Annotated in this window: 21 protein-coding genes and 2 tRNA genes; 6 read left to right on the top strand and 17 right to left on the bottom strand. The window is 67.7% G+C overall.

From position 1 onward, the window contains the following. Positions 1–31 precede the first annotated feature (31 nt). From DWF00_RS23030 to DWF00_RS23005, 6 genes are all read right to left on the bottom strand, one after another. Positions 32–1,720, bottom strand: coding sequence for an ArnT family glycosyltransferase (locus DWF00_RS23030; RefSeq protein WP_114831272.1), 1,689 nt, complete (start codon positions 1,718–1,720; stop codon positions 32–34). Between the two features lie 215 nt (positions 1,721–1,935). Next, positions 1,936–2,151, bottom strand: coding sequence for an alkylphosphonate utilization protein (locus DWF00_RS23025; RefSeq protein WP_114831271.1), 216 nt, complete (start codon positions 2,149–2,151; stop codon positions 1,936–1,938). Positions 2,152–2,216: 65 nt separating this feature from the next. Further along, a tRNA-Arg gene (locus tag DWF00_RS23020) sits at positions 2,217–2,293 on the bottom strand. A 120-nt stretch (positions 2,294–2,413) separates the two neighbouring features. Further along, complete coding sequence (locus DWF00_RS23015) at positions 2,414–2,719, bottom strand: ETC complex I subunit (protein ID WP_114831270.1); 306 nt, start codon at positions 2,717–2,719, stop codon at positions 2,414–2,416. 31 nt (positions 2,720–2,750) lie between these two features. Continuing rightward, a tRNA-Pro gene (locus DWF00_RS23010) sits at positions 2,751–2,827 on the bottom strand. 210 nt (positions 2,828–3,037) lie between these two features. Further along, positions 3,038–3,514 (bottom strand): DUF192 domain-containing protein, encoded by a 477-nt coding sequence (locus tag DWF00_RS23005; protein ID WP_114831269.1) that lies wholly within the window; start codon positions 3,512–3,514, stop codon positions 3,038–3,040. Positions 3,515–3,696: 182 nt separating this feature from the next. On the opposite strand from DWF00_RS23005, the gene DWF00_RS23000 reads away from it, so the two are divergent. The 3 genes from DWF00_RS23000 (at position 3,697) to DWF00_RS22990 (ending at position 8,109) form a co-directional block, all read left to right on the top strand. Continuing rightward, positions 3,697–5,541: a hypothetical protein gene (locus DWF00_RS23000; protein ID WP_147283767.1), complete on the top strand. Its 1,845-nt coding sequence runs from the start codon at positions 3,697–3,699 to the stop codon at positions 5,539–5,541. Positions 5,542–5,630: 89 nt separating this feature from the next. After that, complete coding sequence (locus DWF00_RS22995) at positions 5,631–7,406, top strand: hypothetical protein (protein WP_114831267.1); 1,776 nt, start codon at positions 5,631–5,633, stop codon at positions 7,404–7,406. Continuing rightward, on the top strand, positions 7,396–8,109 hold the full coding sequence (locus DWF00_RS22990; protein WP_114831266.1) for a CatB-related O-acetyltransferase: 714 nt from the start codon (positions 7,396–7,398) through the stop codon (positions 8,107–8,109). Before DWF00_RS22995 ends, DWF00_RS22990 begins: the two co-directional genes overlap by 11 nt. On the opposite strand, the gene DWF00_RS22985 is transcribed toward DWF00_RS22990, so the two are convergent. Genes DWF00_RS22985 through aspS form a run of 5 tightly spaced genes read right to left on the bottom strand, consistent with a single transcriptional unit; the run spans position 8,081 to position 12,562 of the window. After that, a complete protein-coding gene (locus DWF00_RS22985) occupies positions 8,081–9,142 on the bottom strand; it encodes an acyltransferase family protein (RefSeq protein ID WP_114831265.1) in 1,062 nt (353 codons plus the stop codon). The two genes, DWF00_RS22990 and DWF00_RS22985, sit on opposite strands and share 29 nt — an antisense overlap. Next, positions 9,139–10,059 (bottom strand): glycosyltransferase family 2 protein, encoded by a 921-nt coding sequence (locus DWF00_RS22980; protein WP_114831296.1) that lies wholly within the window; start codon positions 10,057–10,059, stop codon positions 9,139–9,141. The genes DWF00_RS22985 and DWF00_RS22980 overlap by 4 nt, the downstream gene beginning before the upstream one ends. Positions 10,060–10,102: 43 nt before the next feature. Next, positions 10,103–10,405: a hypothetical protein gene (locus DWF00_RS22975; RefSeq protein ID WP_114831264.1), complete on the bottom strand. Its 303-nt coding sequence runs from the start codon at positions 10,403–10,405 to the stop codon at positions 10,103–10,105. A gap of 9 nt (positions 10,406–10,414) precedes the next feature. Further along, positions 10,415–10,780, bottom strand: a complete 366-nt coding sequence (locus tag DWF00_RS22970) for a hypothetical protein (RefSeq protein WP_114831263.1) — start codon at positions 10,778–10,780, stop codon at positions 10,415–10,417. 6 nt (positions 10,781–10,786) lie between these two features. After that, positions 10,787–12,562 carry an aspartate--tRNA ligase gene (gene aspS, locus DWF00_RS22965; protein ID WP_114831295.1) on the bottom strand — a complete coding sequence of 592 codons (1,776 nt, stop codon included), beginning with the start codon at positions 12,560–12,562 and terminating at the stop codon, positions 10,787–10,789. Between the two features lie 180 nt (positions 12,563–12,742). On the opposite strand from aspS, the gene DWF00_RS22960 reads away from it, so the two are divergent. After that, on the top strand, positions 12,743–13,012 hold the full coding sequence (locus tag DWF00_RS22960; RefSeq protein ID WP_147283766.1) for a hypothetical protein: 270 nt from the start codon (positions 12,743–12,745) through the stop codon (positions 13,010–13,012). Positions 13,013–13,168: 156 nt separating this feature from the next. Further along, on the top strand, positions 13,169–14,308 hold the full coding sequence (gene rnd, locus DWF00_RS22955) for a ribonuclease D (RefSeq protein WP_114831261.1): 1,140 nt from the start codon (positions 13,169–13,171) through the stop codon (positions 14,306–14,308). A gap of 12 nt (positions 14,309–14,320) precedes the next feature. Here rnd and DWF00_RS22950 read toward each other — a convergent pair whose 3' ends face one another. Next, complete coding sequence (locus tag DWF00_RS22950; protein ID WP_245974225.1) at positions 14,321–15,739, bottom strand: Ppx/GppA family phosphatase; 1,419 nt, start codon at positions 15,737–15,739, stop codon at positions 14,321–14,323. A 91-nt stretch (positions 15,740–15,830) separates the two neighbouring features. Beyond that, entirely contained in the window at positions 15,831–18,020 is a 2,190-nt protein-coding gene (locus DWF00_RS22945) for an RNA degradosome polyphosphate kinase (protein ID WP_114831293.1), read from the bottom strand. A gap of 254 nt (positions 18,021–18,274) precedes the next feature. Between DWF00_RS22945 and DWF00_RS22940 the strand changes: the two genes are divergently transcribed. Next, positions 18,275–19,507: an acyl-CoA desaturase gene (locus tag DWF00_RS22940; protein ID WP_114831260.1), complete on the top strand. Its 1,233-nt coding sequence runs from the start codon at positions 18,275–18,277 to the stop codon at positions 19,505–19,507. A 15-nt stretch (positions 19,508–19,522) separates the two neighbouring features. Here the strand turns inward: DWF00_RS22940 and DWF00_RS22935 are convergent, their stop codons facing one another. The 4 genes from DWF00_RS22935 to DWF00_RS22920 all read right to left on the bottom strand — a co-directional run bounded on the left by DWF00_RS22935 (position 19,523) and on the right by DWF00_RS22920 (position 22,400). Further along, positions 19,523–19,876, bottom strand: a complete 354-nt coding sequence (locus tag DWF00_RS22935; protein WP_114831259.1) for a gamma-glutamylcyclotransferase family protein — start codon at positions 19,874–19,876, stop codon at positions 19,523–19,525. Positions 19,877–19,890: 14 nt separating this feature from the next. Next, the gene (locus tag DWF00_RS22930; RefSeq protein WP_114831258.1) at positions 19,891–20,604 is read right to left on the bottom strand and encodes a P-loop NTPase family protein; all 714 of its coding nucleotides are present in this window, start codon (positions 20,602–20,604) and stop codon (positions 19,891–19,893) included. Continuing rightward, on the bottom strand, positions 20,597–21,706 hold the full coding sequence (locus tag DWF00_RS22925; protein WP_114831257.1) for an AI-2E family transporter: 1,110 nt from the start codon (positions 21,704–21,706) through the stop codon (positions 20,597–20,599). Before DWF00_RS22925 ends, DWF00_RS22930 begins: the two co-directional genes overlap by 8 nt. A gap of 163 nt (positions 21,707–21,869) precedes the next feature. Continuing rightward, entirely contained in the window at positions 21,870–22,400 is a 531-nt protein-coding gene (locus DWF00_RS22920) for a CDP-alcohol phosphatidyltransferase family protein (protein ID WP_114831256.1), read from the bottom strand. Positions 22,401–22,694: the final 294 nt, after the last annotated feature.

Below are 22,694 nucleotides of genomic sequence, written 5' to 3'. Positions count from 1 at the left end.
GGGCTGGAGATTCCAGACGAACTCTTGAACATCATTGGCGGGCGAATACGCCGATTTCGAGTGGCTTGCCACCGTTGATGTTGAAGCCACGGATGGTCGTGACGAGGCGCGGCACGGTGCCGGCCCTGGCGATGGCGGCCTGGAAGTCCAGAGCGAAACGCTTCTCGACCAGCGCGACGCGGCAGCCCGGCTGGGCAAGGAACGCGGCCGCAGCCGCGCCATCCGCCCCCATGGCAAGGTCGGTTCCGGTCAGGAAGACGAGGCTTGGCTCGCGATAGCCGACCGTCATAACCGCCGGGTTGGCGCAGCCGGCGGCGCGCACCGACTCGGCCAGGCGCGGCGAGAGATGCAGCGAGCGCAGGCTGTCATAGGCCAAGCCGAAGACGCCGATGCTGAGCAGCAGGCTCGCGACCACGCAGCGCCAGAGCGCGCCTTCGAAGTCGCTGCGGCGGAAGGCGTTGACCACCAGCACGGCGACGATGAGCGCCAGCGCCAGCACCGGCAGCGCGATGTAGGGCAGCGTGTGGTCGAAGGTCCAGTTGGCGTAGAGGATGACGCCGACCAGGGCGGCCGGGACGATGAAGACCAGCCAGGCCGTCGCGACCGCGCCGAAGCGAAAGCGGTTGATGCCGTCATTGACCACAGCCAACAGCAGCAAGGCCGTGATTGCTGGGTAGAGCGGCAGGACGTAATGCGGCAGCTTGGTCGGCACCGCCTCGAAGACGATCCAGGACGGGATGATCCAGGCGAGCAGGAACAGGATCTGCGGCTCGCGCCGGCGCACCCAGGCGAAGGGCACCGCCATCGCTGCGAACGCCGCCGCCGGCCAATAGGTGCCGAAGAAGATCAGGAGATACAGGCCGGGCGGCCCCCAATGCTTCTCCTGCCCCTCCGCGACCTTGCCGAGCATGTCGTTGCCGACGCTCTCGCTGAAGAAGGCGCCGCCGGTCTTCCAGGCGATGGCCGCGACCCAGGGCATCACCACGATCAGGCAGAGGATCAGCCCGCTGAGAGGCCGGAGCGGCTTGAGCCAGCGGAAACTGCGCTCGCGGATGCTGAGCACAATGATGGCGAGACCCCAGATCATCGGCACGATCGGCCCCTTGATCAGCAGGGCAATCGCCGTCGCGCCCCAGAAGACCAGCCAATTGCGCCGGTCGGGCACGAAGGGCAGCGAGCGCGTCCAGTCGAGCCAGGCGCGAGCGAGCGCGCCCATGGTCGCGACCGCGCAAGCAGCGAGAACCGCGTCGGTCTTGGCGATGCGCGCCTCGACGCCGAGCAGCACCGCCGCCGCCATCAAGGCACCGCCGAGCAAGGCGAGGCGCGGCGAGACGAAGGCGAGCAGAGCCCAATAGGTCAGCAGGACGGTCGCGATGGCGCCGACCAGCGAGGGCAGCCGATAGAGCCACATCTGCACGCGGGCATCGGGCACGCCGAAATGCTCGCCGGCCGAGACCGCGGCGCTCTGCAGCCAGTAGATGCCGACCGGCTTCTTGTGCCGGGCCTCCTGCTGGAAGCGGATGTCGACGAAGTCGCCTGATTCCAGCATCTGCTTGCTGGCCTGGGCGAAGCGCGGCTCGTCGCGGTCGAAGGGCGGCAGCGTCGAGAAGCCGGGCAGGAAGGAGCCGAGCGCGAGCAGGAGAAGCAGCGCGCAGGCGCGCCAATGGCTGGCGGAAGCGTATCCGGCAAGGCGCTCGAGCGCGGGACCTAACGAGACCATCGGCTATCCCTCGCGACCGGCCGGTCGCATCGATGCAGGCCAAAGCGGCGAGTGGACCCCAGCCCGCCGCATTGGCGAAGCCGGGAATTGCGCGGGGAATGACGAGCCTTTCGGGCGCGATCAAGGCGACAACCGCCGAACCGGCAGCGAGGCTGCGGTTTACGATGCGGCGCGGAGAGCCGCAAGCCGGGGCTCGAACGGGGCTTCCGCCTTCGTCAGGCCCGCTTCAGGAAAGCGGTCTTGAGCACGAGCCCCTTCACCTTCTCGGCGTTGCACTCGATCTCCTCGGGATCGTCCGTCAGGCGAATGTTCTTGACCAGCGTGCCGCGCTTCAGGGTGACCGAGGTGCCCTTGACCTTCAGGTCCTTGATCAGCGTGACGGAATCGCCGTCCTTCAGCGCCGTGCCATTGCTGTCCTTGACGTCGCTCATCGCGGTTCCTGATTGGTGGCAAGCCTGCGACCGGCCAAGCCGCCGCTGCGATTGGGAGAAGCGAATGGCGAGCCCGGCTGGATTCGAACCAGCGACCAGCAGCTTAGAAGGCTGCTGCTCTATCCATCTGAGCTACGGGCCCGTCTGGCGGAGGGCTTATGCCCTCACCGTCCGGAAATGCTCGAAGGCGCTAGATAATCCAGCATCGGATGATTCCGAAAACCGGATTCCACTTTTCGGTCCGATGCTTCAACGCGCCGGTTCAATGCGTCCACTGGCCGACGCGGTTGAACTTGAAGTTGTCAGAATAGGCCATCGAGCGGCGCTTGGGATTATGCGGCTGCTCGACGCGGTAGGGAATGCCGTTGCGCGTGGCGTAGGCCACCGCCTCGGCCTCGTTGTCGAACCAGAGCTTGACCTGGCTCTTCATGTCGCCCGACGAGGTCCAGCCCATCAGCGGCTCGATCTGGCGCGGCTGCTCCGGCTCGTATTCCAACAGCCAGCGCTCGGCCTTGGCCAGGCCGGACTGCATGGCGTTGCGGGCGGGGCGATAGATGCGTGCGGTCATCGTCTGGCTCGGCCGTCGTTGGTGTCGAGAATGGTCGGGGCACCAGGATTCGAACCTGGGACCCTCTGCTCCCAAAGCAGATGCGCTACCGGGCTGCGCTATACCCCGAAGACCCTTCTCGTCGCTGCGGTCTGGCTATCACGGCGCAGTGTCGCGCCGCAAGCTCAACCGCGCTCAGAGCCTGTTTGCTACTTCTACTATCGCGGGCGTCTGACGCGGCTGTCTGCGCTTCCGGTGCTCACGGACCGATGTCCGCTGCGCTCCGGTTCTCGACAACCACGCCAGACACCTCGCGCTAGCGAAGTCTCAAACGGGCGCTCAGCGCTTGAACAGCGGATGCTCGACCTTGTCGCCGGGCTTGATGCCGAGCTTGGCCGCGATGCCGCCATTCAGCTCCAGCACCGAAAGCACCGGCTCGCCGGAGGGGATCGTGCGGGTCGAGAGCGGCTCGGCGTTCTCGGCGATGCGCGCCACCGTGCCGTCGGTGCGGATGAACAGCATGTCGAGCGGGATGTAGGTGTTCTGCATCCACATCGCGACCGGCTCGCTGCCGCCGAAATCGAACAGCATGCCGCGGTCGGCCGGCATGTAGTTGCGGTACATCAGGCCGCGCGCCCGCTGGTCCGGCGTGCGCATGACCTCCACCTGGAAGGCGTGGCGCTGGCCACCGCTGGTGACGGTGAGCGTCTCAAGCCCGGTCGTGGGCGCGCTGCCCGCCTGCTGGGCGAGGGCGGCCAAGGGGACGAGGAACAGCCAGGCGAGGCAGGCTATCAGGACACGTCTGGCAGATTGCATGGTCTTCAGGCTCCATCGGCTTCATCGCCCGTCGCTGTCCTGCATCTGGAGGATGGCGAATCCGCGACAGATACGGAGAATGGCATGGTGCCGGTCAAGTTTTTCGTGGCCTTACCAAGCGGCGGCGTCTTTCTTTCGTCGCCGCCTTGCGGCAGGTTCGCAGGCGCAACATGGAGATGATGATGCTCGCTTCGACCTTTCGCAGCCTGTCCCGGCTCGGCCCGCTCACGGGTGCGGCCGCGTTCGCGCTGTTCGTGCAGCCCGTGGCGGCGGCCGATTTCCAGATCGACAACTTCAAGCTCGATCTCGGCGGCTTCGTGATCACGGCGCCGAAGATCGACGTCAAGGGCTCGCCGCTCGAGCGCGAGGCCTTCGTCTCCCTGTTCAACGGCTCGACCGGCGAAAGCGGCGTCGCCCGCATGAGCCGGTTCAACGCAGCGCAGATCAGCGCCGCCGAAGTCACGATGGAGCAGACGATCGGCTCCCAGAAGCAGGTCACGGTCTACCGCGACATCAGCCTCAGCGATATCCGCGAAGGCCGGATCGGGCGCGGCCAGAGCAGCGGCGCCACGATCAAGGCCAGCGGCGGCCCTGCCGGCGCCATGGACGGCGTGGCCAAGCGCATGAGCTACGAGATGGTCGACCTGCGCCAGATCGCGCGCGTGCTCGGCGAGCGCGCCACGCCCGGCAAGGACGAGCCGATGGTGACGGTGTTCGGCCGCTTCGAGCAGGAGGGCTACGCTTTCGACATGGGGGCGGTGGGCAAGATCACGCTCGGCAGGATGAGCGGGCGCGACGTCAAGGCCAGGGTCGGCTCCGCGCCGCTCATGGAGCTGTTCGGGCCGATCCTCGCGCAGGCCGAGGCCGACCAGAAGGCGCTGAAGGACCCGTCCCTGAAGCGCGACCGCGACCCCGAGGCCGACAAGCGCACGGCGCTGTCGATGTTCTCGCTGTTCGACATGTTCGAATATGGCAGCGGCGAGGCCCGCGACATGGCGATGGCCATGACGGTGCCGGCGCCGAAGCCGGGCGACAACCCGGTCAGCGTCGATTTCAAGATCGGCCGGATCGCCTATGGCGAGGACACGCCGGCCAAGTCCGGCCTGGTGATCGAAGGGCTCGAATTCAACAGCAACGGCGTCAAGGGCCGCACCGATTCGGCGAGCTATTCCGGCTTCTCCTTCGGCCCGGCGCTGCAGGCGCTGAAGGAGCTGCTGGCCAAGCCTGAATCCGAGATCAATCCGAACACGCTCGACTACCGCAAGTTCATCCCGCAGCTCGGCACCATCCGGATCGCCGGGCAGTCCGTCGAGGTTCCGCAGCCGATCAAGCCGGGCCAGCCCGTGCAGCCGCCGCTGCGCGTCGGGCTCGGCACGTTCGAGATCAAGGCCGCCGACCAGTTCAACGGCATCCCGACCAACTTGGCCCTGACCATCGACAAGCTGACCGTGCCGGTCGTCGAAGGCACCGGCAACCCGGCGGCGCGCGACCTGCTCGCGATGGGCTACCGCAACCTCGACCTCTCAGCCAGGATCGACCTCGGCTGGAACGCGACCAGCAACGAGCTCGCCATCCGCACGCTCTCGCTCGGCGGCGCCGGCATGGGCCAGTTCGAGGCCTCCGGCACGATCGGCAACGTCACCAAGGACCTGTTCGCCAGCGACCTCGCCCTGGCGCAGATAGCCGCGCTTGGCGCCACCGCCCGCAGCGTCCAGGCCAAGCTGCAGAATACCGGGCTGTTCGAGAAGTTGGTCGAGAACGAGGCCCGCAAGGCCAATCGCAAGCCGGACGAGGTCAAGCGCCAATACGCGATGATGGCGAGCCTGGGCCTGGCCGCGATCCTCGGCCCCTCCGACGGCGCCAAGACGCTGGCCGCCGCGGTCTCGCGCTTCGTCGCCCAGCCGGGCACGCTGAACGTCGAGGCGCGCGCCAAGAGCGCCGGCGGGCTCGGCCTCGCCGACGTGATCGCGATCGGCGACCCGACCGAGATCTTCGACAAGATCGACCTCAAGGCCACCGCGCAATGAGGATGGCGGCGCCCGGCCGCCCAACGACAGAAGCCGGCGGTGCGGCGCGGTGAGCGCGCCGGCCGAGCGGCCGTCAGGGAGACATAGGAATGATCGCGCCGCTTGAGGCGACTGTCGCGTGGCTGCGCCGGGCAGCGCCAGCCGCGCTGCTGCTGGTGGGGCTCGCCGCGAGCCCAGCCGGCGCGGGCGATTTCGAGGTCGAGAACCTGACGCTCGACTTTGGCGCCTACAAGGTCACGGCTCCCAAGCTCCAGGTCAAAGGCTCGCCGCTGGAGCGCGAGGCCTTCGTCGCGCTGTTCGACAAGAGCGCCGGCGAAAGCGGCTCTGCGCGCATGGCGCGGCTGAACGTCGACGAGATCAGCGCGCCCGAGCTCACCATCGAGCAGATTCTCGGCACGGAGACCGAGAGCACGACCTATCGCGCCATTGTCCTCAGCGATATCCGCGACGGCAAGGTCGCGCGCGGCGAGACGACGGGCGGCACGATGACCGGCAGCGATCCGATCAGGGGCGAGTACAAGGCCATCAGCGCCGAAGGGCTCGACCTGCGGCAGATCATTCGCGTGCTGGCCGAGCGCGCCGCGCCCGGCGCCGAGGAGAAGGCACTGCCGCTCTACAGCCTCATGACCTATGAGGGCGGCACGCTGGAGCAGTCCGGCTCCGTCAAGGCCTCCTATGGCAAGGCGAGCGACCGCAACCTCAAGGGCAAGGCCGGCCCGGCGAGCCTGACCGAGCTGCTCACAACGATCCTGCGCGAGGGCCAGGAGAAGGTGGCTGGCGCCGACAAGGACGACGACGCGCAGCAGGAAGCCGACAAGCGCGTGGCGCAGGCCATGATCGCGCTGACCGAGATGCTCGAGTTCGGCAGCGGCGAGCTGCGCGACCTCGTGATCGAGGGCACCATGCCGCTCCCCATGTCGTTGCGGATCGCCCGGATCGCCTATGGCGAGAACGCCTCGCCGCAGGGCGGCATGGCGGTCGAGGGGACGGAGTTCGGCATGGGCGGCGAGAAGAAGCTCGCCATGGTGAAGCTCGATTCGCTCAAGGCCTTCGATTTCGCCGTCGGCCCGGCCCTGAGGGAGCTGATCGGTGAATATGCGAAGCCGGACGACGAGGCCTTCGAGGATTGGCGCAAGCTCATGCCCAAGCTCGGTACGCTGCAGATCGCCGGCTTCACCTATGACATGCCCTTCCAGACGGGCTTCTCGATCGGCTCGCTCGAAGCCAAGGTCTCGAACCAGTTCGAAGGGCTTCCAACCGATCTCAGCATCGCCATCGAAACACTCAAGCTGCCGTTGAGCGGGCCGCTGCTGCTCTACACCAATGCGCTCTCCGGGCTCGGCTATCAGGAGGTCAACCTCTCGGCCAGGCTCGACCTCGCCTGGCAGGAGGCCACGAGCGAGATCGCGCTCCGCTCGCTCTCGCTCGACGGCGCCGGCATCGGCAGGCTTTCCGCCAGCGCCACGCTCGGCAATATCGGCAAGGACGTCTTCTCCAGCGACCTGGCGGTGATGCAGATCGCGGCGCTCGGCGCCACGGCCAAGGCGCTCGACGTCCGGCTGGAGAATGCGGGATTGGCCGAGCGGCTTGTGGAGGAGCAGGCCAAGCAGAAGAAGCGCAAGCCCGCCGATGTGCAGCGCGAATACGGGGCGCTGGCGAAGATCATGCTGTCGGGCCTGCTCGGCAAGTCCGCAGACGCCAAGGCGCTGGTCGATGCAGCCGCGCGCTTCGTCGCCAAGCCCGGGGTGATGACGGTCCAGGCCAAGGCCAAGGCGAGCAGCGGCCTCGGCCTCGCCGACGTGATCGCCGTTACCGACCCAGCCGAGGTTTTCAAGAAGATCGATGTCACAGCCAATGCCGAGTGAGCCCGGGGGCCTTCTGTCGCCCGAAGACGCGCTCTGGCGGCCGGACGCGCTCGCCGCGTGGTGGGCCGGGCTGCCGCAGGGCCCGCGCGGCTTCCTGCGCAAGCGGATCAACCCGGGCAACCAGACGCGGCTGCACCTGGCGCACCTGATCGCAAAACGGCCCGGGCAGATCAGCGCCGGCGCCTATACCTATGGCCGGCCGAAGGTGCGCTTTCCCGAGAGCGGGGCCAAGCTGACGATCGGGCGCTACGGCTCGATCGCCGATGGGGTCGAGATCCTGCTCGGCGGCAACCACCGCACCGAATGGGCGACGACCTATCCCTTCCCTGCCCTGCCCGGGCTCTGGCCCGAGGCAACGGGCATGGACGGCCATGACGCGACGCGCGGCGACGTCAGCATTGGCCACGACGTCTGGATCGGCTCGCAAGCGATGATCCTGTCCGGCGTCACGATCGGCCATGGCGCGGTGATCGCGGCCTGCGCCGTGGTGGTGAAGGACGTCGCGCCCTATGCCATCGTCGGCGGCAATCCGGCCCGCGAGATCAGGAAGCGGCTGCCGGAAGCCGATATCGCGGCGCTTCTCGACGCGCGCTGGTGGGATCTGCCGGAGACCGAGGTCCGGAAACTACTGCCGCTGCTGATGTCGGAGAATGTCGGCGGGCTGGTCGAGCGGATCAGGAGCGGCGCAGCAACCGGCGCTTGAGGCCGAGCGCGGGCTTCTCGACGCCGTACCAGGACAGGGCCGCGACGAGCAGCGTCAGCGCCAGCGCCGGCCAGAGCAGCGCCAGCGCACCCGTTCCCGGCAGCAGCACGACCAAGGCCTGCTGCACCGGCCAGCCATAGAGATAGACGCCATAGGAGAGATCGGCCGGCGGCTCGCTGCGCCGGCGCGTCAGCGCGGGCGCCATGGCCAGCACCAGAACGCCCCAGGCCGTGGTCAGGAACAGGGCCGCCTTATGGGCCGGCGTCGGCGAGAGCAGCGCCGTCAGCACCAGCGCCGCGGCAAGCCCCGCCAGCGAGAGCGGCACACGCTCGCGCCAGAGATAGGCGACGCCGCCGGCGAGGAAGATCAGCGGCAGGCGCAGCGCCGTCTCGACGCCCTTGGGACCGTGCGGCGCGACGATCTCGCGGCCGATCACGGCGAGCGTCAGGAGGATCAGCGCGCCAAGCGCCAGCTCACGCCGGGCCAGCAGGCCGGCAAGCCCAGCGATCAGCACGCCGAGATAGCACAGCGTCTCGTATTTCAGCGTCCAGACCGTGCCCATCGGGAAAGGCAGCGGATTGGCGTCGAAGACGCCGGGCAGCGGCGCAGCGCTCTTGAAGCTGATCAGCGTGCCCGAGATGAAGCGCCAGAGGCCGGGATGGCTAAGATATGAGCCGAGGTCGAGCCGCGTCATGGCGCTGCCGAGCAGGAGCGAGACGGCCAGCGTCGCCGCTATCAGCCCGGGCGCGATGCGCAGCAGGCGGGCGAGGATGTAGTCGCGCCAGCCGCGATTGACATAGCTCATCGTCACCAGGAAGCCGGAAATGGCGAAGAAGCCGTTGACCGCGTGCTCGCCGAGCGTGAAGCCGGTCAGGCGGGCCAGCGGTTCGTCCTCGACGGCTCCAGTCGTGACGCTGAAGGCGTGCGAGACCACGACGGCGAGCGCCAGCAGGAGCCGCAGCAGGCCGAAATTATTGTGCTCGTGGTCGAGCGCGGCGTCGATCGAGCCCTGCGGCGCGGAGACCGGCTTCATGCCGACAGCTCCGGCTTGCCGGCGAGCCCCTGCTGCTCCAGCGCCGTGACGCCGCGCCGCCAGGCCAACGCACCGGCCACCGAACCGGCATGGGCCGACATCTTGTCTCGATTCAAGATCAAGCCGTAACCCACTGCCTTTGCGCCATTTTCAAGGATCGTCCAGGGTGATGGGACCGGCAAGCCGTATTTGGCCGCGACATAGCCATGCGACCAGGCGAGATGCCAGCGCGCCCGGAAGCGGCGGGCCGGATCGGGCCTGCTGGAGCGGCCGCGCGCGTGCCGCACCTGCGCATCATGGACATGGACGAGGGCGTGGCCGGCATCGCGCATGCGGCGGCAGAGGTCGTCGTCTTCGTAGAACAGGAAGATCGCGGGATCGAAGCCGCCGAGCGCGAGAAAGAGCTCGCGGCGGACCAGCAGGCAGGCGCCGGACAGGAACGGCAGGCAGGCATCGCCTTCGGGAATGACCGCAGCCTTGGCCTGGTTCAGATAAGCCGGGGAAAGCAGCGAGCGCGGCTGGACGAAGACCCGGCCCGAGGGCTCGACGACGCGCGGCGCCAGCATGCCGGCATCGGGATAAAGCTCCGCCGCCGCCAGCAGCGCCGCGACCGCGCCGGGCTCGACGACGAGATCGGGATTGACGATCAGGACGAAGGGCGTGGCGCTGGCGGCGACGCCGATATTGTTGGCGCGGCCATAGCCCTCGTTGCGGGCGTTGGCGACGACCGTCGCGCCACGCGCCGCGGCGATCTGGGAGGTCACATCGCTGCTGGCATTGTCGACGACGATGGCTGGGACGCCCTCGCCCGCCAGCGCCTCCAGGCAAGCCGGCAGCACCTCGGCGCTGTCATAGGCGACGACGATCGCGGTGACGTTGTCTCGGAGCGGGGGCAAATCGCGGGCGGAAGGCGACATGCCTGCCTTCTGGCCGGGATCGGCCATGGCAGGCAAGCGGAATTCAGCGCCGGACGGCCAGTTCGCGCAATTCGCGTTGCACACTCAGGCGTTCGAGCGCGTCGCAACGACGCGGGGCGTTGTAGGACTTCACCGCGTAGCCGGCATTGGCCTCGACGAAGCGGCGGCGCTCCTGCGGCGCGAGCCGCGCGATGACGCGGGAGCGGTCGACCCGCACGCCGCAATCATAGCCGCGCGAGACCTGGGCCGCGGCATATTCCGGCGTGCCCGGAATCGGGCCGGCCGTTACGCAACCTGCAAGGCCGAGCACGACCGGGCTGACGGCGCAGAGCTTTGCGAACGACATCGAACAAGCTCAGAAGTCGAAATTGCCGGCGCGGACCTTGGCCATCCTGGCCTTCAGCTCCACCCGCTCATCGGCCGTACAGGCCTGCGGCTTGACGCCCTGGTTGATCGTGTCGGCCTCGGACACGGTGATGTAGGTCGAGCGGGCGCTCGCCAACTGCTCGGCCGTGGCGCCGCGGGTGCGCTCGGTCGCCAGGAACTGCTCCAGCGTGTTGGCGCGCGGATTGCCGGCGCGGCAGGCAGTCGAGCGCGAGACCAGGTTGGCGAACTCGGCCGCCCGGCCCGCGCTCGGGTTGGAGGACGAGACGCAGGCCCCGAGCGGCAGGGCAAGCAGGCAGGCGAGCGCGGCGGTCCGCGCTCCGAACAGGCAAGGCATGGCAGGTCAGCCGTTCTTTTCGGGCAGGTTGAGGCGGATGTGGAGGTCGCGCAGCTGCTTGAGCCCGACTTCCGACGGCGCGCCCATCAGGAGGTCGACCGCCTGCTGGTTCATCGGGAAGAGCGCGACCTCGCGCAGGTTGGTCGCTCCGGCGAGCAGCATGATGATGCGGTCGATGCCCGCAGCCATGCCGCCATGCGGCGGCGCGCCGTACTGGAAGGCGCGGTACATGCCGCCGAAGCGCTCGACCACGGTCTCCTCGCCATAGCCGGCGATCTCGAAGGCCTTCACCATCGCCTCGGGGCGGTGGTTGCGGATGCCGCCGGAGGCGAGTTCGTAGCCGTTGCAGGCGATGTCGTACTGGAACGCCTTGATCGCGAGCGGGTCGTCGTTCTGCAGCGATTCCAGACCGCCCTGCGGCATCGAGAACGGGTTATGCGAGAAATCGACTCGCTTCTCGTCCTCGTTCCACTCGTACATCGGGAAGTCGACGATCCAGGCGAAGGCGAAGGCGTTCTCGTCGATTAGGCCCAGTTCCGAGCCGACCTTGTTCCGGGCCGCGCCCGCAAACTTGTAGAACTTCTCCGGGTTGCCGGCGGCGAAGAAGGCGGCGTCGCCATCCTTCAGGCCGAGCGCCAGGCGAACGGCCTCGACGCGCTCGGGGCCGATATTGTTGGCGATCGGGCCGGCGCCCGCGCCCTCGCGCCACATGATGTAGCCGAGGCCGGGCTGGCCCTCGCCTTGCGCCCAGGAGTTCATCCGGTCGCAGAAGGCGCGAGAACCGCCAGCCGGCGCCGGAATGGCCCAGACCTGGTTCTTCTCGTCTTCCAGAATACGGGCGAAGACCTTGAAGCCCGAGCCGCGGAAATGCTCGGAGACGTCCTGCATCTCCAGCGGGTTGCGCAGGTCGGGCTTGTCGGAGCCATATTTGCGGATCGACTCGGCATAGGGGATGCGCGGCCAGCTCTTGGTCACCGACTTGCCGCCGCCGAACTCCTCGAAGACGCCGGAGATGACCGGCTCCATCGTGCGGAAGACGTCGTCCTGCGTGACGAAGCTCATCTCGACGTCGAGCTGGTAGAACTCGCCCGGAAGGCGATCGGCGCGCGGGTCCTCGTCGCGGAAGCAGGGCGCGATCTGGAAGTAGCGGTCGAAGCCCGCCATCATCAAGAGCTGCTTGTACTGCTGCGGCGCCTGCGGCAGCGCATAGAAATGGCCGGGATGCAGGCGGCTCGGCACCAGGAAGTCGCGCGCGCCCTCGGGCGAGGAAGCGGTCAGGATCGGCGTCTGGAACTCGGAGAAGCCAGAGTTCTTCATGCGGGAGCGGATCGAGTCGACGACCTTGCCGCGCAGCATGATGTTGTTGTGCAGCTTCTCGCGGCGCAGGTCGAGGAAGCGGTACTTCAGGCGGGTGTCCTCGGGATATTCGAGATCGCCGAAGACGGGCAGCGGCAATTCGCCGGACGGGCCGAGCACTTCCAGCTCGGTCGCGAAGACTTCGACTGCGCCGGTGGCGAGGTTGGCGTTCTCTGTGCCGGCAAGCCGCGGCTTGACCTTGCCGTCGATGCGGATGACCCATTCCGAGCGGATCTCCTCGGCCTTGGCGAAGGCGGGCGAATCCGGATCAATCACGACCTGGGTGATGCCGTAATGGTCGCGCAGGTCGATGAAGAGCACGCCGCCATGGTCGCGGATGCGGTGGCACCAGCCGGAAAGGCGCGCAGTGCTGCCGATGTCGCTCTCACGAAGCGCGCCGCAGGTGTGGGAACGGTAGCGATGCAAGGTCACGGCACTCGTCTTTCGGAAATGCAAAAAGGGCCCGCGCAAGGCCGGCCGAAGCTAGGCGCGTAAGCACACGCGCGCGGGCGGCTTGTCAAGAATGGTGGAGGCATCGCATGGTTGTGCCAATCAAGAATCTTCACGGCGCTCGCCGTGAGCGCCCGATGAGAGAGGGCGCAGCAGATGACGTTTGGGAAGACATTCGGCGGGGCGATGGCCCTGGCAGCGACGATCATGCTGGGATCGGCCGGAGCGGAGGCGCAGACACCGGCCTACGAGGCCGGGCTCAGGGTCGCCAAGAGCCGCAGCTACAAGAATCCTGAGTGCTATGCGCGCGTCTTCAGCGAGCATGCCCGCCTGATCAACCACCACACCAAGAAGAACTTCTGGTCGATCAAGGACGGGCCCCGCTTCAGCACCGCGGTCTGGAGCGAGTGCAAGATCAGCAGGTGAACCGGCGCCGGCGGGCCGGCTCACAACCGGCCCGCGCAGCCTTCGGCCGGCCATTACCGGCCTGACGAACAGTGTTCGCGCCAAAGCAATGTCCGGAACGTGCTTCTACAGCAAAAGCCCGTTCCACTTTCGCGGAACATGCTCTAAGCCGCTGACATGAGCCTCATCACCACCACTCAGGACTTGGCCGATGCCTGCGCGCGTCTGGCTCAGCATCCTTTCGTCACGGTCGATACCGAGTTCCTGCGGGAGACGACCTATTATCCCAAGCTCTGCCTGATCCAGCTCGCCTCGCCCGACGAGGCGGTGCTGGTCGATCCGCTCGCGCCGGAGCTCGACCTCGCGCCCTTCCTGGCGCTGATGACCGACGAGAAGGTGGTCAAGGTCTTCCACGCCGCGCGGCAGGACCTCGAGATCGTCTGGATCATCGGCAAGCTGATCCCGACGCCGCTCTTCGACACGCAGGTCGCGGCCATGGTCTGCGGCTATGGCGACTCGGTCGGCTACGAACAGCTCGCCAACGACCTCGCCAAGGCGCGGATCGACAAGTCCTCGCGCTTCACCGACTGGTCGCGCCGGCCGCTGACCGAGGCCCAGCTCGTCTACGCCGAATCCGACGTGACGCATCTGCGCGCGATCTACCTGGCGCTGGCGGAGGACCTCGCGGCGAGCGGGCGCGAGAGCTGGGTGGCCGAGGAGATGGCCGTGCTGAATTCGCCCGGCACCTACGAGGTCAAGCCGGAGAACGCCTGGCAGCGCCTGAAGGGCCGCATCCGCAAGCCGAAGGAGCTGGCTCTGCTGATGGAGGTCGCAGCCTGGCGCGAGCGCGAGGCGCAGAGCCGCGACGTGCCGCGCCAGCGCGTGCTCAAGGACGACGCCATGATGGACATCGTCCAGCGCGGGCCGCGCTCGGTCGAGGCGCTGGCCGAGCTGCGCTCGGTGCCGAACGGCTTCGAGCGCTCGCGCGCCGGCGGCGAGGTGCTGGCGGCGATCGAACGCGGCAATGCGCTCGATCCCAAGACCCTGCCGCGGCTGGAGCGCGAACGCGGCCGGCCGAGCAACGGCGCGGTGCTCGACCTGCTCAAGGTGCTGCTCAAGGCGACCGCCGATGCCGAGCGCGTTGCGCCCAAGATCATCGCCTCCTCCGACGATCTCGAGGCGATCTCCTTCGACGACGAGGCCGACGTGCCGGCCCTGCAGGGCTGGCGCCGCGAGGTTTTCGGCGAGAAGGCGCTGGCGCTGAAGAATGGCGGGCTCAGCCTGAAGATCGTCCGGGGCCGCGTCACGGTGGCGTGACGCAGCTTCGGCTCAGCCGGCCCGCACCTCGGGCTCCCGGCCGAGCAGGCGCGCGAGCTGCTTCAGGCGGCCCATGACGCGGTCGCTCGCGAGCGCCTTCAGGTCGTCGGGCATGCGCAGCACGAGCCGGCGGTCGACGCAGGTCAGCGAGACCCGCGGCAGGATCTCGGGCATGCCGGCCGAGAGCAGGTAGGCGACACGGAAGGCGCTCGCTAGAATCTGCGACTTCTCCAGCAGGCGCGGCGTCAGCAACCGGCGCAGGCCGGACGCCATCAGCGTGTCGCTCTTGGCGCCGGCATAGCGGTGGAAGACCGTCAGCGCCAGGAAGGCGCGGCCGGCATGGTCGACGCCGCTGAAGGCGGCATGCGCGATCACGTTCAGGCTCTGCTCGCCGCGATAATCCGGATGGGCGCGCCAGCCGATGTCGGAGAGCAGGCAGGCGGCGTCCTGCAGGCGCCGGTTGGCGCGGTCCTCGTGAAAGCCAGCGCTGGTGACGAGCCTGTCGATCCAGCCGATCAGGTCGGCGGCGTGGCGCGGATCGCGGGAGCGCAGCTGGTTGTAGTCCTGGGCGCCGCGCAATAGCGGGTCGACCTTGCGCTCGCGCTCGGGCAGCTGATCGTGCAGCAGGCCCTCGCGCACGCCGCTCGCCGAGATCACCACGGCGCGCGGCCGGCCGCGCTTGATCAGCAGGTCGAGGGTCAGAGCGCCATAGGCCAGCAGCGGACGGCGGGCCGAGGAGACGGCGTCGATCGATTCGAGCATCGACGAGTCGGCGCGCTCGACCAGGCGGGCGAACTCGGCGACGTCGCGGGCCGGCACGGTGTAACCGTGCATCACGCTGAGCGGATAGCCGGATTGGTGCTGGTGCAGCGTCGCCAGCGCGCGCCAGGTGCCGCCGACGGCGAAGAAATCCTTGCCGCGCATGGCGGCAAGCTGCGGCAGGTGGTCGAGCTCGTCGCGGACGATCTTCTCGGCCAGCTTCAGCGAGCCCTTGGAGCGGTCCATCAGTGCCAGGCCGCCGATCGGCAGGCTGACGCCCTCTCCCGCCCTGTCGCCATCGACGGCGATCAGTTCGAGCGAGCCGCCGCCGAGGTCGCCGACCACGCCATGCGGCTCGGCAAAGCCGGAGATCACGCCGAGCGCCGAGAGATAGGCCTCGCGATTGCCGGAGATCAGCTCGATCGGCTGGCCGACCGCCTTCTCGGCCTGGGCGATGAAGTCATGGCCGTTGGCGGCGTCGCGCGCGGCTGCGGTGGCGATGACGCGGATCGTGCCGACATGCATCGCCTCGCACAGGATGCGGAAGCGCACGAGCGCCTCGAGCGCCTTCGCCATCGCGTCGTCGGCGAGGCGCCCGGTGGTGGCGACGCCACGGCCTAGCCCGGCCATCTCCTTCTCGTTGAAGACCTGCGCGGGCGAGCGCGACAGCATCTCGTAGACGACGAGGCGGACGGAGTTCGAGCCGATATCGACGATGGCGAGGGTCTCGCCAAGGCTCAACCGACCCGGCACCAGGGCCAGGTCAACCCTTTCGGCCACGGCGCGCAAGGCTGCGAGGGCTGGAACTGGAGAGGGATTTTCCACGGCCGGACAAGCTCGGATTCGTCATGAAGTAATTATGGGCGTTGAACGACTCGTCGCTCGGCGGCGGGACAATGCGTTGCGAGCCGCCGTCGGGCAAGATGGTCCAGCTCTGCTCGTTGTCGAGGAAGTTGGCCAGCATGATCTGCTCGAGCAATTGCTGGTGCACGGTCGCGTTCAGGATCGGCGTCAGCGCCTCGACGCGGCGGTCGAGATTGCGCGGCATCAGGTCGGCCGAGGAGATGTAAAGTTTGGCCTTGGGCGAAGGCAGGCCGTTTCCGGCGCCGAACGCGTAGATGCGGGTATGTTCGAGGAAGCGGCCGACGATCGACTTGACCCGGATTCTCTCCGACAGGCCGGGTACGCCGGGACGAAGGCAGCAGATGCCGCGCACGACGAAGTCGATCTCGACGCCGGCCTGGCTGGCATCATAGAGCGCATCGATGATCTCGGGGTCGACCAGCGAGTTGCACTTGCCCCAGATCGCGCCCTTGCGGCCGGCCTTGGCATGAGCGACCTCGCCGGCGATGTCGTCGAGCAGGCGCTGCTTCAAACCGACCGGTGAGACCGACATCTTCTCCAGCTCGGCCGGCTCGGCATAGCCGGTGATGAAGTTGAAGACGCGGGCGACGTCCTGGCCCATCACCGGGTCGGCGGTGAAGAAGGAGACGTCGGTGTAGATCCGCGCCGTGATCGGGTGGTAGTTGCCGGTCGCGATATGGCAGTAGCTGACGAGCTGGCCGGCCTCGCGCCGCACCACCATCGAAAGCTTGGCGTGGGTCTTGAGCTCGATGAAGCCGTAGACGACCTGAACGCCGGCGCGCTCCAGGTCCTTGGCCCAGCGGATGTTGGCCTCCTCGTCGAAGCGGGCCTTGAGTTCGACCAGCGCCGTCACCGACTTGCCCGCCTCGGCCGCCTCCTGCAACGCGCGCACGATCGGCGAGTTCGACGAGGTGCGGTAGAGCGTCTGCTTGATCGCCACGACGTTGGGATCATGCGCCGCCTGCTGCAGGAACTGCACGACGACGTCGAAACTCTCATAGGGGTGGTGGACGATCAGGTCCTTCTGGCGGATGGCGGCGAAGCAATCGCCGCCATGCTCGCGGATGCGCTCGGGAAAGCGCGCGTTGTAGGGCTTGAACTTCAGGTCGGGCCGGTCGACGCCGACGAGCTGGGAGAGCTCGTTCAGGCCGATCATGCCCTCGACCTGGTCGATCTCGTCCTGGTCGACCTTGAGCTCGCGCACGATGAGCTGGCGCAGATGGACCGGCATGCCGATGCTGACCTCGAGCCGGATCACGACGCCACGGCGGCGCTGCTTCAGCATGGTCTCGAAGACGCGGACCAGGTCCTCCGCCTCCTCCTCGATGTCGAGGTCGGAATCGCGGATGACGCGGAAGGAGCCGGTGCCCTTGACGTCATAGCCGGGGAAGAGCTTGCCGATGAAGAGCGCGACCGTGTCTTCCAGCGTGATGAAGCGGTGGCCGCCATCGCGCCCGAGATCCGGCAATTCGATGAAGCGGTCGATCTTGCCGGGGACGCGGATCAGCGCGTCGAGCTGGCGGCCGTCGCTGGTGCGCTCCAGGGCGAGCGCGATGGTGAAGCCGAGGTTGGGGATGAAGGGGAACGGGTGCGCCGGGTCGATCGCCAGCGGCGTCAGCACCGGGAAGACGTAGTGGAGGAAATGGTCCTCGAGCCAGGTGCGCTGCTGCGGGCGGATGTCCTGCGGCCCGAGCAGGACGATGCGGTTCGCGTGCAGCTCGCGCTTGAGCTCGACCCAGCGCGCCTGCTGGTCGGCGGTGAGCGCCGAGGTCGCCCTGGCGATCTCGATCAGCTGCTCCGCCGGCGTCAGCCCGTCCTGGCTACGCGTGATCACGCCGGCCTTGAGCTGCTCGCGCAGGCCCGAGACCCGGACCATGAAGAACTCGTCGAGGTTGTTGGCCGAGATCGAGAGGAAGCGCAGCTGCTCCAGCAGCGGGTGGTTGCGATTCGAGGCCTCTTCCATGACCCGGCGGTTGAACTGGAGCCAGGAGAGCTCGCGGTTCATGAAGCGGGCGGGCGAATGGCGCAGGGCGAGCTCGGGTTCGGGCGCAGCCTCCGTGGCTTTCAGGTCCGAGGGCTCGATATTCATGCGCTTCACCGCCGTTCTGGATGCTACTCTGGCCACGTCGGTCTCCTGTCGGACCTTGAATACATCCTAGCGTGACGGTTCCGTGACAAGCGAGTGCGTTTCGCGTGGCGGCCCGGCCTCCCCGGCGCGTGGTCCTGCGTGCGGCGAGAGGCCATCTTGCGCAGGGCGCATCGCTCCTGTTTGGTAACCGGAGCCGGCGAAGCGGGAGGCTTCGCCGTGGCGACACGATCCCGATACTCCCGAACGAGGACCGCTTGAGCGACAGTAGCATTCCGCATGACGATGGCGACATCGTCTATCCGGCCGCCATACCCTTCGTGCTGGTCCACCTGGCCTGCTTCGGAGCGATCTGGAGCGGCGTGACCTGGACCTCGGCCTGGCTCGCGATCGGGCTCTACTGGCTGCGCATGTTCGCGGTGACCGGCGGCTATCACCGCTATTTCTCGCACCGCTCCTACAAGACGAGCCGCATCGGGCAGTTCGCACTGGCCTTCCTGGCGCAGTCGACGGCGCAGAAGAGCGTGCTCTGGTGGGCCTCGAAGCACCGGCACCACCACCGCTACGCCGATACCGAGCATGACGTGCATTCGCCGGTGCTGACCTCCTTCGGCTATTCGCATGTCGGTTGGGTCTTCAGCAAAGGCCATGACCGCTTCGACGACACGAGCATCCAGGACCTGACCCGGTTTCCGGAGCTGCGCCTGCTGCACCGGTTCGAGCTGGCCCCGGCCGTTCTGCTGGCGCTGGCCTGCTTCGCGATCGATGGCTGGGCCGGGCTCGTCGTCGGCTTCTTCTGGTCGACGGTCGCGGTCTATCACGCGACCTTCTGCATCAACTCGCTCGCCCATGTGCATGGCGACAAGGACTATGTGACCGGCGACGAGAGCCGCAACAACTGGTGGCTCGCGATCATCACCATGGGCGAAGGCTGGCACAACAATCACCACGCCTATCAGTACAGCGTGCGCCAGGGTTTTCGCTGGTGGCAATGGGACCCGACCTATTACCTGATCCTCGGCCTGTCCAAGCTCGGCCTGGTCTGGGACCTGAAGGCGCCGCCGCAGGCCGTGGTCGAACGCTCGCAGGCGCTGCCGCCGCGGGTGATCGAGCGCTCGGCCGAGCGGCTGGCGGCCTCCGTCCCGCTCGACCGGGTCGTCACCGCCTTCCGCGAGGCCTATGCGGCGAGCCCCGGCCTGGCCGACCTGCACCTGCCCACGATGACGCTGGCCGACCTCAAGGCGGCGCTCGCCGACATGCAGCACCGCGCCGGAGACAGGCTGGCGGCAATGCAGCAGCAGGCCCAGGACGCCGTGGCGCAATGGCACCTGCCGAGCCGAGAGGAGCTCAGCGAGAAGGCGGCGGCGATGTTCGTGCGCACGCCCTCGCTCGACGCGATCGCGGCCCGCGCGCATGAGCTGCTGATCGAGGCGATGCATGCGCGGCTGGTTGCGGTACCTGCTCAGGCGGCTCCAGGCGCAAGCGCTTAAGGGACGGCCCGCGCCTCACCCTTCCGCGCGAATATAGACGAACGCCTCGATGCCGGATTTGAGCGTCACCGCCACCCGCTTGTAATCGGAGACCTCGTAACTGTCTGCAGCGGCGACCTCCGCCGGCGTGATGCGGAAGACGGTGCCTTCGACCTCGTCGGCCGGATTGCCGCTGCGCGCCAGGATCGGGTGATGCGTCTCGCCGCTGGTGGCGACGACGTCGGAGTCCTTGATTTCGACCATCGATCGCGAAAAGCCGACCAGCGCGTCGTCATGGCCTTCGAGCTCGCGGCCGAAGGTGGCGAGCTGGACGTTGCGCTGGCGCAGCGTGCCATACGAGAACAGCCAGATATTCGCGTCAGCCGGCATCCCACCCTCCCCGGTCAATCCACATCCTGCGGAAACAGCTGCGCCAGAACCTCGCCCGCCAGTGCGCGGGTGACGCGGCGGCCGCGCTCCAGCGAGAGCCGGTCGAGCGCATCGACGATGGCGCGCGCGGCGGCGAAGGAGCGCTCCATGCGCAGCGTCAGCGCCTCGATGATGCCGGTGTCGACGACGAGTTGGCGGTCGATGAAGAGCTTGACCAGCAGCGCCCGCAGCAGCGCGTCGTCAGGCGGGTCGATCGTCGCATGCGGCGCGAGCCTGAGCCGCGAGAGCAGGTCCGGCACGCGCACGCCCCAAAGGTCGGGCGCGGTGCGCGCCGTCAGCAGCAGGAAGCCGCTCTTGGCCTTGACCGCGTTCAGCAGATGGAACAAGGCGGCCTCATCGCGCGGCCCTAAATCGCAATCCTCGACGACGAGCGCGCCGCCCGAGACCAGATGCGGCACGTTCGCCTCGGTCACCTCGGTGACCGGCACGGTCCAGGCATGGGCGCGCGCGGCCCAGATGGCGGCGAGATGGGTCTTGCCTGCGCCCTCCGGCCCGACCAGGCGCAGCCAGGCATCGGGCCAGTTCGGCCAGGATTCGACCAGGCCGTAGGCGGCCTCGTTCGAGGGGCCGACGAGAAAATCCTCGACGCCGTGGCGGCTGTCGACCGGCAGGTCGAAGGCGAGTTGGCGCGGGCGACCGGGAGAAGCGGGCTTCGGCGGCTCAGACATCGGCCTCGAGGCGCTTGTGGATCTCGGCCGCCTTCACGGCGTCGCCACCATGATAGATGTTGCTGGCGAGATATTGTCGGAGCGCGAAGCGGCAGAGAACGCCGATGACCGCCGCCAGCGGCACTGCCAGCAGCAGGCCGACGAAGCCGAACAGCGTGCCGAAGGCGAGCAGCGCGAACATCAGCCAGACCGGGTGGACGCCGATCGAGTCGCCGACGAATTTCGGCTGGAAGATGTTGCCTTCGAGGAACTGACCGATGCCGAAGACGGCGAGCGTCGCCAGCGGCCAGGTCCAGTCCGGCCAGAACTGCACCGTCGCGACGCCGACCGAGAGCACGAGCCCGGTCAGCGAGCCGACGAAGGGGATGAAGGAGAGGAAGCCGCTGATGATGCCGATCAGCGCGCCGAAATTGACGCCGAGCAGGCTGAGGCCAATGGCGTAGAACAGGCCGAGCAGCAGGCAGACCAGCGCCTGGCCGCGCAGGAAGCCGGCGATCGCCGTGTCCATTTCGTGCAGCAGGCCGCGAATGGTCTCGCGATGGTCAAGCGGCAGCCAGCCATCGACGGTCGCGCACATCCGGTCCCAATCGACCAGCAAGTAGAAGGTGATGACCGGGGTCAGCACCAGGAGCGAGAACACGCCGACGATCGCGGTGCCGCCGGTCCAGAGCGATTGCAGGACGCTGCCGAGCCAGCTCGTCGCGGAGCCGACGAGATTGCCGAGCGAGCTTTGTGCGTCCTCCGCCAGCTTGGTACCGCCGAAGCGCTCGATCAGCGGCGCGCCGCGTTCGAGGATCAGCGCCTGCAGCTTGGCTGCGTCACCAGGCAGGCGCGCGACGAGGCCCGTGAGCTGCTGTGCCAGCAGCGGCGCGAGCAATACGAGCGCGAGCACGAAGATCAGGATGAAGACGACGAGGATGATGATCGTCGCCGTCAAGCGCCCTACGCCGGCGCGCTCCAGCCGGTCGGCCAGCGGATCGAGCAGATAGGCCAGCGCCAATGCCGCGATGAAGGGCAGCAGGACCTCGCGCAGCAGCACGAGCAGCAGCACGAGCGTCACGAGCGAGACCAGCCAGAAGCCGATTTGACGCTGCAATGTCATGATCAGGAGGCCCCCAGCAGATCCGGCATCGCGTTATGGTCCGCACTCCCATGAAATCATGAGAGCATGATGTCGTCCGACCGGCTCCCGCCCCTCGGCATCATGGCCGAGACATGGTGAGCGCCGGGCGGGGTTCCAAGCTGCCTCCTCTTGGCGGCAGCGATCAGGCCGCCATATGGCGCAGCCAGAAGGCGAGATAGGCCGCCATCGAGCCGAGCGTCAATATGGCGACCGCGAGCTGGCCGAGCTCGCGCGCCGGGCCGGGATCGACGCCGAAGGCCGCGCTGCCGAGCACGAGGGCGGCGAAGATGACCTGAGCCGCCGTGTTGAGCTTGCTGACGAGGAAGGGCGCCATGACGAGCGGCTTCGCCATCACCCAGGACAGGATCACGGCCGAGACGATCATCAAGTCGCGCGAGACGACCAGGATGACCAGCCAGACCGGAATGACGCCGACCATGGCGAGCGTGATGTAGATCGAGACGATCAGCGCCTTGTCGGCGATCGGATCCAGGTAGCCGCCAAGCTCGCTGGCCATGCCGAAGCGCCTGGCCAGGATGCCGTCGAGCGCGTCCGAGATGCCGGCGATGACGAAGAGCGCGAAGGCGGCCTGCCAGCGCTGATTGACGATCATCAGGATGACGAGCGGCACGAGAATGAGCCGGCCGATCGTGATCAGATTGGGAAGCGTCATCGAGGATTCGCCGGCTCCTTCTCGCGAGAGATTAAGAGATGCAATCGCAAAACGCGAACTGCGTAGCGTATGACCCGCGCCGTCATCCCGGACCGAGCCCCCGGGTCCGGCCCATGGCCGGCCCGAGGACAGGCTCCGCGGAGCTCCGGGATCCATCCTAGAGCGCCGAGCCCTACGATGGATCCCGGGACTGCGCTTCGCTTGCCCGGGATAACGGCGGAGGGTGGGCAACGGCGAAGTTATCGACATAAGCACGCGGTAATCGGCCCTTCGCGCTTGCAAGGCTAGGCAGGC

Origin of the sequence: Allobosea caraganae, assembly GCF_003351345.1 — a bacterium.
GTDB classification, from domain to species: Bacteria; Pseudomonadota; Alphaproteobacteria; order Rhizobiales; family Beijerinckiaceae; genus Allobosea; species Allobosea caraganae.
The sequence above is the reverse complement of the archived record's forward strand: the minus strand, read 5'-3'. Positions and strand labels throughout refer to the sequence as shown.